Genomic DNA, 15,967 nt, shown 5'->3' with positions numbered 1-15,967 from the left:
CGTCACTTATTTTTGTATGGCTATACGGATATCTGATGCGTCATTTGGTTGCCATTCTTCCTGTTATTACCCTGCTCACAGCCTGCAGTAGCAAGCCGGCACCCGCGCCAGAATACTCCGGCAATCCTTTCAAAGGTGGTGTGGAGACTCCCATCATTCGAGGCAACACGAGTGGTGGATTCATGCTGCAACCTGAGCATACAGGCCAGTTGCAAAACGGCGATTTTGCCTACGACGCAGGAATGAACCGGTTCGTGGAGAAGATGGTCAGCGAGCATGGTTTTGACCGCCAGCAATTGCATGATGTACTGGCACAGACCAAGCGTCTGGGATTTGTGTTGCGATTGATGGACCAACAAGCACCAAGTGGTGGGCCTTCAGTTGTGCCCAACGGTGCCTGGAACCGTTACCGCGCTAAATTCATTACGCCGGATAATGTGCAAAATGGTGTGGTGTTTTGGAATCAATACCAGGATGCGTTGCAGCGCGCTGAACAAATTTATGGTGTGCCGCCTGAAATCATCGTTGGCATTATCGGTGTTGAAACCCGCTGGGGCCGCGTGATGGGTAAAACCCGTATTATTGATGCGCTGGCAACGCTCTCTTTTGCATATCCGCGCCGGGCTGATTATTTCTCGGGTGAACTGGAAACCTTCTTGCTGATGTCGCGCAGCGAAGGCGATGATCCTCTTAGCTTACGTGGTTCTTTCGCCGGTGCGATGGGCTACGGACAGTTCATGCCCTCTTCTTATAAAGACTATGCGGTAGATTTCAACGGTGACGGTCACGCAAATCTTTGGGATCCGGTTGATGCTATCGGCAGCGTTGCCAATTATTTCAAAGCGCATGGCTGGACCAAAGGGGCACCTATTGCCATTCCTGCCGCCGGGCAAGCTCCGTTGCTTGAAAATGGCTTTAAGACCAAGTATCCGATCTTTACATTGAAGGCTGCTGGTCTGAGCCCTTTGGGGTCGTTGGCTAATTATCAGGAAGCCAGCCTGCTGCGATTGGATATGGGCACCAATTACCAGTACTGGTACGGGTTGCCTAACTTCTACACTATCACTCGTTATAACCACAGCGCGTATTATGCGATGGCCGTCTGGCAACTAGGGGAAGCAGTAAGTAAGGCAAGGCAGGGGAACTGAGCATCCAACTGTACTTAACAATAAGGGCCACGGTAAGTGGTCCTTTTGCTTTGTCAGGGTTCACCTGGTAGTGACGAATCGTTACCTGAATACATCTCGCAAAAAATGGTCACTAACTGATTTCTGCGATGCAGAAGTGTTAACATTGGCGAATGTGATCACTCTCTAAGGATCGGTTATGCGCGAGCATCAGCTACACCAGTTAAGTATGCTGGTTGGCAACAGCTTGAAAGAAAAAGGGTTATGGATCACCTGCGCTGAGTCGTGTACCGGTGGCTGGGTGGCAAAAGCGATTACTGATATCGCAGGCAGTTCAGCATGGTTTGATCGCGGCTTTGTAACCTACAGCAATGCATCGAAACACCAACTTTTAGGTGTGGCCGAGGCAACCCTGAATGAATTCGGCGCGGTCAGCGAAGAAACCGTACGCGAAATGGCGCAGGGGGCTTTACATGCCGCGGGAGCGAACCTAGCGCTGTCTATTAGTGGGATTGCAGGCCCTGACGGTGGTTCTGAAGATAAACCTGTCGGCACGGTATGGTTTGGATTTGCCGACAGCGAAGGGCGAATTTTGGCAATCAAACAACACTTTCCCGGCGATCGTGCATCAGTCCGTTTGCAAGCTGCTGTTTTTTCATTACAAACAGTATTGAGTGAGTTTCTTGAAAAATAGGCTTGATACTGTATGAGCATACAGTATAATTAGGCGCAATTACCTGTGCATAAATTACATTCAGTGACGTGAGTGAGGTCATTCACTCTCTGTCAGACGAAGGAGCAAAAATGGCTATTGATGAGAATAAGCAAAAGGCGTTAGCTGCAGCATTGGGCCAGATTGAAAAGCAGTTCGGTAAAGGCTCCATCATGCGTCTTGGTGAAGATCGCTCTATGGACGTTGAAACGATCTCTACCGGCTCTTTGTCTTTGGATATCGCGTTAGGTGCTGGCGGTTTACCGATGGGCCGTATCGTTGAGATTTATGGCCCAGAATCATCCGGTAAAACAACACTGACGCTGCAGGTTATTGCTTCGGCGCAACGCTTATGCTAAAAAACTTGGCGTTGATATCGACAACCTGCTGTGCTCGCAGCCTGATACGGGTGAGCAGGCGTTGGAAATCTGTGATGCCTTGACCCGTTCAGGTGCGGTTGATGTGATCAACTAAAATTCTATGCTTCTGTGCGTCTTGATATCCGCCGTATCGGTGCCATAAAAGATGGTGATGTGGTTATTTTGTATGGTGAGGGTATCAATATTCATGGTGAACTGGTCGATCTGGGCGTTAAACACAAATTGATCGAAAAAGCCGGTGCATGGTACAGCTACAACGGTGAGAAAATTGGGCAGGGTAAAGCTAATTCCAGCAACTTCCTGAAAGAAAATCCGAAAATCGCCGCAGAGATAGACAAAAAACTGCGTGATATGCTGCTTAGCGGCGGCACCGGTGAAATCAGCGCGAAGGCTACCGTTGAAGATCTGGGTGACAGTGTTGAAACTAGCGAAGAGTTTTAATTTCGCCTGGTCCTGAACCTGCTGTTCAGGATCTAATACGCTCTACAAAACGCCAGCCTGAGATCCAGGCTGGCGTTTTGCTTATATAAGGTGACCAAAATGTCTGATGACAACGCGGTAAATCTTGAACATCGATCCCAACATGATGAATTAGAAGATGCTTCCTCGCTTTTTTCACCAGCAAAAGAGGGAGATGCTGGAAAAATCAATGCGTTGATTAGCCGGGCTATGCGGTTATTATCCCAGCGAGATCATGGCGAAATGGAACTCCGACGTAAGCTGCTGACTCCACCGATAGCCTTCAGTAAACCCTCCTCTTTTAAGTCTCCAAAATCTCATGCTCGCAAATCCACGCTCTCCTTTTCAAAAGAGTGGCAAGAAGAAGAGGAGCAGAAAAAAATAGATCGTCAAATCCCTGAAGACATCTCTCCTGAACACGTCCAGTCTGTCATCGATTATTGTTACCAGCACAGCTGGTTGGATGACGCTAAATTTGCCAATCATTATATTTCAGGACGCAGCAAAAAAGGCTACGGCGCTCAGCGGATCCGTTCAGAACTGCAGCAAAAAGGCGTGGATAAAGAAACGATCATCCTCGCATTAGAAAATAGTGATGTCGACTGGTGTGCACTCGCGCGCGATCTAGCCGTGCGAAAATTCGATGAGCCATTACCCACTGATTGGAAAGAAAAATCGAAAGTGATGCGTTATTTGCTCTCTCGGGGCTTCTTTAACGAAGAAATCCAGTCAATTTATCGTGATTTTGATGATTGATCGCATACGGGATTTTACTTCCCTGCGAAGAAAATTTATCTTATCCACACTTTTTGTTCGTGGGATGCGCAGTCTGATGCCGAATTTGGCACTTTCTCGCTCACGAATCGTTTTTTAAGCCAGATTCCGGGACATTTATGAGCAAGAGCACCGCTGAGATCCGACAAGCGTTTCTCGATTTCTTCCATAGTAAGGGACACAACATTGTTTCAAGCAGTTCGCTTGTCCCGACTAACGATCCAACACTGTTGTTTACCAATGCTGGGATGAACCAATTTAAAGATGTTTTCCTGGGTCTGGATAAACGTGATTACAGCCGTGCGACCACATCTCAACGTTGTGTGCGTGCAGGCGGTAAACATAACGATCTGGAAAATGTTGGTTATACCGCACGTCACCACACTTTCTTCGAAATGCTGGGTAACTTCAGTTTTGGTGATTACTTTAAGCATGATGCCATCAACTATGCCTGGGAATTATTGACCGGTGAAAACTGGTTCAATCTGCCAAAAGATAAGCTCTGGGTTACGGTCTACGAGACCGATGACGAAGCCTTCGATATTTGGGAAGGGAAGGTTGGTATACCTAAAGAGCGTATTATTCGCATTGGTGACAATAAAGGTGGCGCCTTCTCGTCAGACAATTTTTGGCAGATGGGGGATACCGGTCCTTGTGGACCTTGTACCGAGATTTTCTACGATCATGGCGACCATATCTGGGGCGGTCCTCCTGGTTCCGCAGAAGAAGATGGCGATCGCTATATCGAGATCTGGAATATCGTCTTTATGCAGTTCAACCGTCAGTCTGATGGCACGATGCTTCCGCTGCCCAAGCCATCCGTTGATACCGGGATGGGTTTGGAACGTATTACTGCGGTAATGCAGCATGTGAACTCAAATTACGATATTGATCTGTTTAAGAAACTGATTGCCTCTGTTGCTCAGGTTACTGGCGCGAAAGACTTAAATAACAAATCACTGCGGGTTATCGCTGACCACATTCGTTCCTGCGCATTCCTTATCGCTGACGGCGTGATCCCGTCGAATGAAAACCGTGGTTATGTATTGCGTCGTATTATTCGTCGCGCAATTCGTCATGGCAACATGCTTGGCGCCAAAGATACCTTCTTCTATAAACTGGTTGCTCCGCTGATTGACGTGATGGGCTCTGCTGGGGAAGAGTTGAAACAACAGCAAGCGATGGTTGAACAGTTGCTTAAAACGGAAGAGGAGCAATTTGCACGCACGCTTGAGCGCGGTCTGGCATTGCTTGACGACGAGTTGTCTTCAATGAAAGGCGATACTCTTGATGGCGACATTGCTTTCCGTCTGTACGACACCTTTGGCTTTCCGCTGGATTTAACGGCTGACGTTTGTCGCGAGCGTGATCTTAAAGTTGATGAAGCCGGATTTGAACGAGCGATGGAAATTCAGCGCCGTCGTGCGCGTGAATCTAGCGGTTTTAGTGCTGATTACAACAATATGGTACGCATTGATAGCGTTACTCAGTTCTCCGGATATGAACACCTGGAACGTCAGTCAAAAGTAGTGGCATTGTTTATTAATGGGCAACCCGTTGATGCTATCAGCGCAGGTGATAACGCCATTGTCGTGCTCGATGACACCCCATTCTATGGTGAGTCTGGCGGTCAGGTTGGCGACAAAGGTGAACTGAAAACGGCATCCGGTGCATTCATTGTCTCTGATACACAAAAATACGGTAAAGCCATCGGTCATCAGGGGGCACTCAGTGCTGGTAAGTTAAGCATCGGTGATGTTGTCGAAGCGGTTGTTGATGTTGCCCGTCGTGAACGTATCCGGTTGAATCACTCAGCCACGCATTTGTTGCACGCAGCATTGCGTCAGGTTTTGGGCAAGCATGTTGCTCAGAAAGGCTCATTAGTGAATGATCACTACCTACGTTTCGATTTCTCGCATTTTGAAGCGATGAAACCGGAAGAAATTCGTCAGGTTGAAGACCTGGTGAATGCACAAATCCGTCGTAACTTGCCAATTCAGACCAAAATCATGGCACTAGATGATGCCAAAGAGCAGGGGGCGATGGCGCTGTTCGGCGAGAAGTATGATGACAGCGTCCGAGTACTATCGATGGGCGATTTCTCCACTGAGCTTTGTGGTGGTACTCATGCTAATCGTACGGGTGATATTGGGCTGTTCCGAATTCAGAGCGAGTCAGGCACCGCTGCGGGTATTCGTCGTATCGAAGGTATTACGGGGGAAAATGCTATTGAGGCACTGCATCAGCAAAGTGATTTGTTGCAGGACGTGGCGCATTTAGTTAAAGGTGACGTGAACAGCATCACAGATAAAGTCCGTATGTTGATCGACCGTTCGCGTTTGCTGGAAAAAGAGCTTAATCAAGTGAAAGCTCAGCAGGCCGCACAGGAAAGTGCTTCACTCTCCAGCCAGACCAAAGAAGTAAAAGGCGTTAAATTGCTGGTCCGTAAACTGGATAATGTTGAACCCAAAATGCTGCGAACCATGGTTGATGATCTGAAAAATCAGTTGGGCTCAGCCATTATTGTTTTAGCGACCATCGACGATGAAAAAGTCAGTATGATCGTTGGCGTTACCAAAGATCTGACCGACCGTGTTAAAGCCGGGGAGTTGATTGCTTCTATTGCGCAGCAGGTTGGCGGTAAAGGCGGTGGTCGTCCTGATATGGCACAGGCTGGGGGCAGTGACGTTAAAGCCCTTCCTGCCGCACTGGCGAGTGTAGAGGCCTGGGTAGACGCTAAACTGTAATAATAAATAAATCACTACACAAAGAAACGCCATAATGTATTGTACAGCATGGCGTTTTCACTATCGCAGGTAGGTTAGGCCAGGCAAGGAAAGCCACGAAAGTCTTGTTTTCAGCTAAGCTTAATGTATTGCTGACTCATGGCGCAGGCTCGTTACACTTAGTGTGGGGGTTATGGCTTACGTTTTACCCTCGGTTAATAGATAATGTCCGGGAAACTGAGAGACTCGACTCTTTTAATTCTTCAAGGAGCAAAGAATGCTTATTCTGACTCGCCGAGTTGGTGAAACCCTCATGATTGGCGATGAGGTAACTGTTACCGTTTTAGGTGTTAAAGGTAACCAAGTGCGTATTGGTGTTAATGCGCCCAAAGAGGTCTCTGTGCATCGTGAGGAGATCTATCAGCGCATTCAGGCTGAGAAGTCTCAACAAACGAATTACTGATTTACCAGGCGTCTCGCTAACGGCGAGGCGCTGACCTCTTTTCCTGCCTATTTCTATTTCCCCCTTTCTGTTTTTTTCTCATTCTTGCTTAAAGTGCACCTTATCTTTTGATCTCTATCTCAAGAAAAAATAATGTTTTTATGGTCTAAACGTCACTATTTGCCGTCAAACTGCGCATGTTGCGCGTGAATTGTCCAAACAGGTCGATGTTGTAAAAAAAGGGTTTGACTTATAAGTGCGGGAAAGTAATATGTGCGCCACGCAGTGCCGATGAGCTTAAACAAAGTGAGTCAGCACAACTCGAAAGAAGCGTATGGTGAGGTGGCCGAGAGGCTGAAGGCGCTCCCCTGCTAAGGGAGTATGCGGTCAAAAGCTGCATCCGGGGTTCGAATCCCCGCCTCACCGCCATTTAAAATGCACCCATAGCTCAGCTGGATAGAGTACTCGGCTACGAACCGAGCGGTCGGAAGTTCGAATCTTCCTGGGTGCACCATACTTTCCAAAGCGTATGTTGATTTGCAATCAAATGAGCGTAATGGGCGGAAGCGAAAGCTGAAGTAGTACGGACAGAAATGGTTGGGTAAAATCTGCAGTAAGAATCAAAATGCACCCATAGCTCAGCTGGATAGAGTACTCGGCTACGAACCGAGCGGTCGGAAGTTCGAATCTTCCTGGGTGCACCATATTTTGTGTATGTTGAAGCGACGGTAGGTATCTTATTGCGCACTCAACATGCAGATAGCACGAAGGAAGATAACGTTGCTTTAGCAACGGCCTGTAGGGCGAAGCGTTAGCTGAGTAATCTTCCCGGGTGCACCATTCTTTTTCTCTGCTTTTCCCGAATTACATAAAACACAAATACCCCAAACGCACCCATAGCTCAGCTGGATAGAGTACTCGGCTACGAACCGAGCGGTCGGAAGTTCGAATCTTCCTGGGTGCACCATATTTTGTGTATGTTGAAGCGACGGTAGGCATCTTATCGCGCACTCAGCATGCAGATAGCACGAAGGAAGATAACGTTGCGTTAGCAACGGCCTGTAGGGCGAAGCGTTAGCTGAGTAATCTTCCAGTGTGCACCCTATTAGATAAACTCGCTCCAGCGAGTTTTTTGTTTTTAGGCATTTCTTACGTCTTCAAATCTCCCTTCATCTCATTGTCCGCCCTTCTTATATCGCCCTGACAAAATGCGACTTTCGACAGACTTTACGCTAAAGTGGCTTCCTGTTTTTATCCTGAGCAGGAGTACAAGATGTACGATCTCTACGAGGGTTTGATCTTTGATATGGATGGAACCATATTGGATACAGAGCCCACGCACCGTAAGGCTTGGCATCAGGTATTGTCCAAATACAATATGCGCTATGATTTCAACGCCATGGTGGCTCTCAATGGTTCGCCGACGTGGCGCATAGCAAAGTTTATTATCGATGATAACCAAGCTGAATTGGATCCTCATCTTCTTGCTGCCGAGAAAACCACTGCCGTGCAAGAGATGCTTATGGATATCGTACAACCACTTCCGCTCATTGATGTGGTGAAGTTCTACCACGGTCGTCGCCCGATGGCTGTAGGTACAGGCAGTGAACGCTGGACGGCGGATGCTCTTCTTCGCCACTTAGGTCTACGTCACTGTTTTGACGCTATTGTGGGTGCCAGTGATGTACAGAACTACAAGCCAGCACCTGACACCTTTTTACTATGCGCTGAATTAATCGGCGTACCACCTGAAAAATGCGTAGTATTCGAGGATGCTGATTTTGGTATCCAGGCTGCACAGCGCGCCAATATGGCTGTCGTGGATGTTCGCGCACTTTGAGTACAATGCTGGCGGTGACATCTCTCTTTGGCAGCAGTTTTCTTAGTGCGACCTTGTTGCCGGGAAATTCAGAGATCTTACTGATTGGCTTGCTATCGTCTGGCAGTGCGTCGCCACTTTTATTGGTGGCAGCTGCATCTTTTGGCAATACCTTGGGCGGGATAACCAATATTATCATTGGTCGATTGCTGCCCGGGCTGAAACCCCAGCGCGGGCTTAATACCGCAATGGCATGGTTGAATCGTTTTGGTCCTGCTGCACTATTGTTGAGTTGGCTACCGGTAGTGGGTGATGTTTTATGTGTGTTGGCAGGCTGGTTGCGCATGCCTTGGGGTCCGGTGGTGTTTTTCCTCTGTATAGGGAAAACAATACGCTATGCGGTATTAACCGTCATTACGTTACAGGGGATTTCATGGTGGAGTTAGATTGGTATCGCTTATCATGATGGTTACGTCTATGCAGATTCAGTATGCTTGCAAGTTAATGATTTCAAATAGCGGGAGGTCAATTTGATCCCGGATGTATCTCAGGCGCTTTCCTGGTTGGAAGCCCACCCTCAGGCAGTAAAAGGTATTCGTCGTGGCATAGAACGTGAAACGCTTCGTGTTAATGCTGATGGTTCACTCGCGGCGACAGGGCATCCAGAGGTTTTAGGTGCTGCGCTAACGCATCATTGGATAACAACCGATTTCGCGGAATCCCTTCTGGAGTTCATTACTCCGGTTGATGGTGATATTGACCATCTGCTGAAGTTCTTGCGTGATGTTCACCGCCACGTTGCCCGTGAACTGGGTGATGAAAGAATGTGGCCGTTGAGTATGCCTTGTTTCGTTGGCGCGGAGCAGGAGATTAAACTCGCACAATACGGTTCTTCCAATATTGGGCGTTTAAAAAATCTGTACCGTGAGGGCCTTAAAAACCGTTATGGCGCATTGATGCAGATTATTTCTGGCATTCATTATAATTTTTCGCTACCGCTTGAATTTTGGCAAGCACGTCTTGGTATCACTGATGCGGAAAGTGGAAAGGATGAAATCTCTGCTGCCTATTTCAAACTCATTCGTAACTACTACCGTTTCGGGTGGGTTATTCCTTATTTGTTCGGAGCATCTCCGGCTATCTGTTCCTCCTTCCTGAAAGGGCGAGAAATAGACTTACCGTTTGAAACGACGGAATCAGGAATGTGTTATTTGCCTTATGCGACTTCATTGCGTCTGAGTGATCTGGGTTACACCAATAAAGCGCAGAGTAATCTGGGGGTTACATACAACGACCTGGAATCTTATGTTAAAGGCGTGAAGCAGGCGATCCGTACTCCTTCCGAAGAGTACGCTGCAATGGGCGTCAAGGATAAAGACGGCCAATATCTGCAGTTGAACACCAATGTGTTACAGATTGAGAACGAACTTTATGCTCCGATCCGTCCGAAACGCGTGACTCGTTCTGGCGAAACGCCTTCAGAAGCCCTGTTACGTGGTGGAATCGAATACATTGAGGTGCGTTCTTTGGATGTGAATCCCTTCTCGCCTATTGGTGTCGATGCGTCTCAGGCGCGTTTCCTTGATCTGTTTTTGATATGGTGTGCTTTGGCCGATGCACCAGAGATGAATAGCGATGAACTGCTGTGTACGCGTAAAAACTGGAATCGCGTGATCCTTGAAGGGCGTAAGCCTAATCAAACCATTGGCATCGGTTGTAACGACGAGCGTAAGCCACTTGATCAGGTAGGGAAGGCATTGTTTGCCGACTTGCGTCGTGTGGCGGAAGTGTTGGATGGTCAGAATGGTAACCAGCAATACCAGGAGGTTTGTAACGAACTGGTTGTTGGGTTTGATAACCCTGAGCAGACCTACTCCGCACGCATCTTACGAGATATCAAAGCGCAGGGTGCCGGTAACCTGGGGTTAGCGTTAGCCGAGAAATATCGCCAGATGCTATTGCAGGAACCGCTGGAAATTCTAAGCGCAGAACAGCTTGCTGTAGAATCAGCAGCTTCATGGCAGCGACAGCGCGATCTTGAAGCCAATGATAAGCTAAGCTTTGAAGAGTATCTGACCGCACTTAACGGCGGTTAAAAAGAAAAAGGCCACAATCAATGTGGCCAAATAACATCTCTGTTTACAGGGATGATGATAACGAATGTGCGTCTTTCATATATTCAGACTCGTATTATGGGAAAAGGTTTCCTGAGTTCGATAAAAAACATTTTTTCTTTAGGAGGGTGACGATATGCCACTGTTGGATAGCTTTACCGTAGACCATACCCGTATGGCAGCACCTGCTGTTCGCGTCGCAAAAACCATGAAAACCCCACATGGGGATACCATCACTGTATTCGACCTGCGCTTTTGCCGCCCGAATATTGAAGTCATGCCTGAGCGCGGTATCCACACTCTTGAACACTTGTTCGCGGGTTTTATGCGTAACCATCTCAATGGGAATGGTGTCGAAATCATTGATATTTCGCCTATGGGGTGTCGTACCGGTTTCTATATGAGTCTGATTGGCGTACCAACGGAGAAATTGGTTGCTGACTCCTGGAAAGCGGCGATGGGCGACGTTCTGAAAGTGACTGACCAGCGTAAAATTCCTGAGCTGAATGAGTTTCAGTGTGGGACTTACGAAATGCATTCCCTGAAAGAAGCTCAGGAAATAGCACAACACATTCTCGATAACGATGTGGTCGTCAATCACAACGACGATTTGGCACTGCCAAAAGAGAAATTGACCGAACTGCATATCTAGTTTCAATGCATTTAGTCACAAAAAAGACGCGATATCGCGTCTTTTTCTATTTCGATGAAACCCAAGTAAGTGGTTGGCTCAGTGCCGGTTAACACTGTTTTTTAGCGGTTGCATCGGTCTTACCTGAACTTGTTTAATCATATTCTCTTGTACGGCGAGGATTTCTACTGCGTAATTTTCAACGCGCAGACTAGCCCCCGCTTGAGGGATCTCTTCCAGTATTTCCAACAGCATACCATTCACCGTGCGTGGGCCGTCGGCTGGTAAAGTCCAATTGAAGGCTTTATTTAGCTCTCGGACGTTAGCACTGCCTTCAATAATCACTGAACCATCACTTTGCGGCATAACCTCTTCTGCCAGCGTCGGGGACATTGAGGTCGTAAAATCACCCACGATCTCTTCAAGAATATCCTCGACTGTCACCAGTCCCTGTATATCGCCATATTCGTCGACCACAATGCCAACTTTCTTCTTGTTGCGTTGGAATTTTACCAGTTGGATGTTGAGCGGCGTACCTTCGGGGATAAAATAAACCTCATCGGCGGCACGCAACAGGTTCTCTTTGGTGAACTCTTTTTTCTCGGTCATTAGGCGGTAAGCTTCGCGCAATCGCAGCATGCCGATGGCATCATCCAGGGAATTGCGATAAAGCAGAATGCGACCGTGCGGAGAGTGCGTTAACTGACGGATGATCGATTTCCAGTCATCATTAATATCAATCCCCACAATATCGTTACGTGGCACCATGATGTCATCAACGGTGACTTTTTCCAGATCGAGAACTGACAGCAACATGTCCTGATTTCTGCGGGAGATCTGCGAGCGTGATTCGTTCACTATGCTTCTCAACTCTTCCTTACTTACCGCATCGCTGATTCCGACATTGGTTTTGATACCAAGCATGCGCATGAGCAAACGCGACAGGCTGTTGAGGATCCACACCAGAGGCATCATGATTGTTTGCAGCGGTCGCAGCAGCAGGCTGCTGGGGAATGCAATACGTTCTGGGTTGAGCGCCGCAAAAGTTTTTGGCAGTACTTCGGCAAAAAGCAGTACCACAAAGGTCAAAATACCGGTTGCGATGGCGACGCCTGCGTCACCATACAACCGTATACCCACAATTGTTGCCAGAGCAGAGGCGAGAATGTTGACCAGATTATTGCCGATGAGAACCAGACTTATCAGCTGATCGGGACGTTTCAGCAGTTTCTCAACGCGACGTGCTCCACGGTTGCCTTGTTTGGCAAGGTGGCGTAACCGGTATCGGTTGAGCGTCATCATGCCGGTCTCGGAGGCGGAAAAATAAGCCGAAACCACCACCATAATGATCAATGTGATGATGAGGGTAGTTGTCGAGACGTGCTCCAACGGGGAATTCCTTATTTATTGATTGAACTGCAATTTATTGATGAATCATCAGTTGCTGGATCATGCGGCTGCCAAAGTAGGCCAGTGTCAATAACACGGCACCTGCCATGCTAAACCATACGACTCGGCGACCACGCCAACCTTCATGATAGTGGCCCCACAGCAAAACGATATAGACAAACCATGCGAGAATCGACAGCACTGCTTTGTCAATGTTCTCCCGACTGAATAGATTATCCATATATAGCAAGCCGGTGCAGAGCGTCAGCGTTAGCAAAATAACGCCAACCTGTGTGATGTGAAAGAGTTTACGCTCTATGGTCATCAGCGGCGGCATGTCATTGTTGAATGTCAGACGTTTATTTTTTAGCTGATAGTCGAGCCAGGCCAGTTGGAGCGCATAGAGCGCCGCAATAATAAGCGTCGCGTAGGCAAACAGTGCGAGACCAATATGTACCAGTAGCCCTTTGCTTTGCTCAAGGTGAGTGATGAACTCACCAGGAAGGAAGGTGACAAACGCCAGATTGATCAGTGCGAAACTATAAACGATAGGTAAAATAAACCAACCACGGTTGCGCGAAGCAACAATGGTCATTACCGTACATATGATCAGACTGACAACTGAGCCGATATTAACCAGACTCAGGTTTTGACCAGTACTGACATCGAAGATGCGTTGCTGGAGTGCCACAGCATGGCAAATCAGCGCGATGATCACTGAAATCAATGCTAACCGCCGATATGCGCCAGTCTTCCTGATAATGCTCGGGATGATCAGGGCAAGGCTGAGCAGGTAGGCAAACATGGCGATAACGGGAAAAACTGACATAGCGTATCATTAGCATCAAAAATGAATTAGACGGTCAGTATAACGTTACGCGCCTCACGCTCCAACCTATCTGAGATGCCAAAGCAGAGATCGTCAACACTTCGTGTTATAATCCCGCAATTGTGTCGCTAAGGCGGCCTGTCATTACGTTGAGCAAGAGACGATGTTTGAGAATTTAAGCGATCGATTGTCGCGCACATTGCGCAATATCAGCGGCCGTGGGCGGCTGACCGAAGAGAACATTAAAGAAACATTACGTGAAGTTCGTATGGCATTGCTGGAAGCTGACGTTGCGCTGCCAGTGGTCCGGGACTTTATCAACCGGGTTAAAGAGAGTGCCGTTGGCCATGAGGTCAACAAAAGCCTGACCCCTGGTCAGGAATTCGTAAAAATAGTCCAGAAAGAGCTGGAAACAGCCATGGGCGAGGCGAATTCAGAGCTTAATCTTGCCGCCCAGCCACCGGCTGTTGTGCTGATGGCGGGTCTGCAAGGTGCCGGTAAGACAACCAGCGTTGCAAAACTGGCAAAATTTCTTAAAGAGAAGAAAAAGAAGAAGGTTTTGGTTGTTTCTGCCGACGTCTATCGCCCTGCGGCGATTAAACAGCTGGAGACACTTGCCGAGCAGGTTGGCGTAGATTTCTTCGCTTCCGACGCCCAAGAGAAACCTGTTGATATTGTTAATCACGCACTGCAACAAGCCAAACTCAAGTTCTATGATGTGCTGATTGTTGATACTGCCGGTCGTTTGCATATCGACGAAGCGATGATGGACGAAATCAAGCAGGTTCACGCGGCAATAAAGCCAGTTGAAACGCTGTTTGTTGTAGACGCAATGACGGGTCAGGATGCGGCTAATACGGCGAAAGCCTTCAACGAGGCGCTGCCATTAACCGGTGTTATCCTGACGAAAGTCGATGGTGATGCCCGTGGCGGTGCAGCGCTGTCTATTCGTCATATCACCGGAAAGCCGATTAAATTCCTCGGCATGGGTGAAAAAACAGATGCGCTTGAGCCGTTCCATCCAGATCGTGTCGCCTCCCGAATTCTGGGGATGGGTGATGTTCTTACACTTATCGAAGATATTGAGAGTAAAGTTGACCGCGCTCAGGCTGAGAAGCTGGCGAACAAACTTAAAAAAGGCGATGGCTTCGATCTAACCGACTTCCTTGATCAGCTCAAGCAAATGCGCAACATGGGTGGCATGGCCAATATGATGAGCAAGCTGCCTGGCGTGGGTCAGTTGCCGGATAACGTCAAGTCACAAATGGACGATAAAGTGCTGGTCCGCATGGAGGCGATCATCAATTCGATGACCTTTAAAGAGCGGGCTAAGCCAGAGATTATCAAAGGTTCCCGCAAACGTCGCATCGCGATGGGTTCCGGCATGCAGGTGCAGGACGTCAACCGTTTACTCAAACAGTTCGACGATATGCAGCGCATGATGAAAAAAATGAAGAAAGGCGGCATGGCAAAAATGATGCGTGGCATGAAAGGTATGATGCCACCAGGTTTCCCAGGCCGCTGATCGACAATACTGGCTATTTATCAGCCACATAAACTGTTCAGAGATCACTCAGGTAAATAGCAGCGGAGGCAATCTACGCTTTCGATTGCTTTTTGCGCCAAAATGAGTAAAATTTTCGGGCTTTTTATATAGCAACCAGACCCCGTTCCCCGATGGGGTCTGGTTGTTTTATTAACTAAAGAGGATGTTATGGTAACAATTCGTTTAGCACGTGGCGGCGCAAAAAAGCGTCCGTTTTATCAAGTAGTAGTGACTGACAGCCGCAATGCTCGTGATGGTCGTTTCATCGAGCGTGTAGGTTTCTTCAACCCATTGGCATCTGGCCAGGCTGAAGCACTGCGTCTGGACCTGGATCGTATTACCCATTGGGTCGATCTGGGTGCAACCGTTTCTGATCGCGTTTCTTCGCTGATCAAAGACGCTAAGAAAGCGGCTTAATCTGTCGCGGTGGTAACAATGAGCAAGCAACTCAATCCAGTGACGCCCGCTGAGCCGATAGTACTTGGCAAAATGGGGTCAACATACGGCATTCGTGGTTGGCTCAGAGTGTTTTCATCCACCGAAGACGCCGAAAGCATCTTCGAATACCAGCCTTGGTTTATCCAACAAGCCGGTAAGTGGCAGGTTGTCGAGCTGGAAGGCTGGAAACGCCACACTCAGGACCTGATCATCAAAGTCAAAGGCTATGACGATCGGGACGCAGCGAATCTTCTTACCAATTGCGAAATTGTGGTTGATTCAAAGCAACTTCCATCACTGGAAGACGGCGACTATTACTGGAAAGACCTTTTTGGCTGCCAGGTAGTCACAACGACAGGTTATGAGCTGGGCAAAATCATCGATATGATGGAAACCGGTTCTAACGATGTGATTGTTGTTAAAGCCAACCTGAAGGATGCCTTCGGAATCAAGGAGCGGTTGATCCCGTTCCTCGATGGGCAGGTTATCAAGAAAGTCGATCTCACTACTCGCATTGTCGAAGTAGATTGGGATCCTGGTTTTTGACCTCCGTAGCGTTTACTGACGTAGTTAATACTGAA

The 15,967-nt window shown here is 48.0% G+C and carries 14 protein-coding genes, 4 tRNA genes and 1 pseudogene; 17 read left to right on the top strand and 2 right to left on the bottom strand.

Translation table 11 applies throughout. The annotated features are described in order from the left end of the window. The first annotated feature begins 35 nt into the window (after positions 1-35). The 14 genes and pseudogenes from mltB (at position 36) to luxS (ending at position 11,205) form a co-directional block, all read left to right on the top strand. The gene (gene mltB / locus IEV89_RS10600) at positions 36-1,148 is read left to right on the top strand and encodes a lytic murein transglycosylase B (RefSeq protein ID WP_188473352.1); all 1,113 of its coding nucleotides are present in this window, start codon (positions 36-38) and stop codon (positions 1,146-1,148) included. 178 nt (positions 1,149-1,326) lie between these two features. Next, positions 1,327-1,821 (top strand): nicotinamide-nucleotide amidase, encoded by a 495-nt coding sequence (gene pncC, locus IEV89_RS10595; protein WP_188473350.1) that lies wholly within the window; start codon positions 1,327-1,329, stop codon positions 1,819-1,821. A 110-nt stretch (positions 1,822-1,931) separates the two neighbouring features. Next, positions 1,932-2,660 (top strand): annotated as a pseudogene (locus tag IEV89_RS10590) (recombinase RecA family protein). A 99-nt stretch (positions 2,661-2,759) separates the two neighbouring features. Further along, positions 2,760-3,434 (top strand): recombination regulator RecX, encoded by a 675-nt coding sequence (gene recX / locus IEV89_RS10585; RefSeq protein ID WP_373283370.1) that lies wholly within the window; start codon positions 2,760-2,762, stop codon positions 3,432-3,434. Between the two features lie 137 nt (positions 3,435-3,571). Next, a complete protein-coding gene (gene alaS / locus IEV89_RS10580; protein ID WP_188473348.1) occupies positions 3,572-6,199 on the top strand; it encodes an alanine--tRNA ligase in 2,628 nt (875 codons plus the stop codon). 256 nt (positions 6,200-6,455) lie between these two features. Continuing rightward, complete coding sequence (gene csrA, locus IEV89_RS10575) at positions 6,456-6,641, top strand: carbon storage regulator CsrA (RefSeq protein ID WP_002444426.1); 186 nt, start codon at positions 6,456-6,458, stop codon at positions 6,639-6,641. Between the two features lie 315 nt (positions 6,642-6,956). Continuing rightward, positions 6,957-7,049: transfer RNA gene (locus IEV89_RS10570), tRNA-Ser, on the top strand. An 8-nt stretch (positions 7,050-7,057) separates the two neighbouring features. Beyond that, a tRNA-Arg gene (locus IEV89_RS10565) sits at positions 7,058-7,134 on the top strand. A 113-nt stretch (positions 7,135-7,247) separates the two neighbouring features. Beyond that, a tRNA-Arg gene (locus IEV89_RS10560) sits at positions 7,248-7,324 on the top strand. A 186-nt stretch (positions 7,325-7,510) separates the two neighbouring features. Next, positions 7,511-7,587 (top strand) — tRNA-Arg (locus IEV89_RS10555). Between the two features lie 306 nt (positions 7,588-7,893). Continuing rightward, a complete protein-coding gene (gene yqaB, locus IEV89_RS10550) occupies positions 7,894-8,460 on the top strand; it encodes a fructose-1-phosphate/6-phosphogluconate phosphatase (protein WP_188473346.1) in 567 nt (188 codons plus the stop codon). Next, positions 8,457-8,885, top strand: coding sequence for a YqaA family protein (locus IEV89_RS10545; protein ID WP_188473344.1), 429 nt, complete (start codon positions 8,457-8,459; stop codon positions 8,883-8,885). Before yqaB ends, IEV89_RS10545 begins: the two co-directional genes overlap by 4 nt. An 84-nt stretch (positions 8,886-8,969) precedes the next feature. Then, entirely contained in the window at positions 8,970-10,535 is a 1,566-nt protein-coding gene (gene gshA / locus IEV89_RS10540) for a glutamate--cysteine ligase (RefSeq protein ID WP_188473342.1), read from the top strand. 154 nt (positions 10,536-10,689) lie between these two features. Further along, positions 10,690-11,205 carry an S-ribosylhomocysteine lyase gene (gene luxS / locus IEV89_RS10535; protein ID WP_188473340.1) on the top strand — a complete coding sequence of 172 codons (516 nt, stop codon included), beginning with the start codon at positions 10,690-10,692 and terminating at the stop codon, positions 11,203-11,205. Between the two features lie 78 nt (positions 11,206-11,283). Here the strand turns inward: luxS and IEV89_RS10530 are convergent, their stop codons facing one another. Together IEV89_RS10530 and IEV89_RS10525 are read right to left on the bottom strand one after the other, a co-directional pair. Then, a complete protein-coding gene (locus tag IEV89_RS10530) occupies positions 11,284-12,573 on the bottom strand; it encodes an HlyC/CorC family transporter (protein WP_188473338.1) in 1,290 nt (429 codons plus the stop codon). Positions 12,574-12,607: 34 nt separating this feature from the next. After that, positions 12,608-13,402, bottom strand: a complete 795-nt coding sequence (locus IEV89_RS10525) for a cytochrome C assembly family protein (protein WP_188473336.1) — start codon at positions 13,400-13,402, stop codon at positions 12,608-12,610. 163 nt (positions 13,403-13,565) lie between these two features. Between IEV89_RS10525 and ffh the strand changes: the two genes are divergently transcribed. The 3 genes from ffh (at position 13,566) to rimM (ending at position 15,932) form a co-directional block, all read left to right on the top strand. Further along, entirely contained in the window at positions 13,566-14,927 is a 1,362-nt protein-coding gene (gene ffh / locus IEV89_RS10520; RefSeq protein WP_188473334.1) for a signal recognition particle protein, read from the top strand. A gap of 189 nt (positions 14,928-15,116) precedes the next feature. Beyond that, positions 15,117-15,365: a 30S ribosomal protein S16 gene (rpsP, locus tag IEV89_RS10515; RefSeq protein ID WP_104924471.1), complete on the top strand. Its 249-nt coding sequence runs from the start codon at positions 15,117-15,119 to the stop codon at positions 15,363-15,365. An 18-nt stretch (positions 15,366-15,383) separates the two neighbouring features. Further along, on the top strand, positions 15,384-15,932 hold the full coding sequence (rimM, locus tag IEV89_RS10510) for a ribosome maturation factor RimM (protein WP_188473332.1): 549 nt from the start codon (positions 15,384-15,386) through the stop codon (positions 15,930-15,932). The last annotated feature ends 35 nt before the right edge of the window (positions 15,933-15,967 follow it).

This window comes from Hafnia psychrotolerans, assembly GCF_014639435.1.
In the GTDB taxonomy this organism is placed as follows: Bacteria; Pseudomonadota; Gammaproteobacteria; order Enterobacterales; family Enterobacteriaceae; genus Ewingella; species Ewingella psychrotolerans.
Note: the sequence above shows the minus strand (reverse complement) of the source record. Positions and strands in the feature narration are given on the sequence as shown.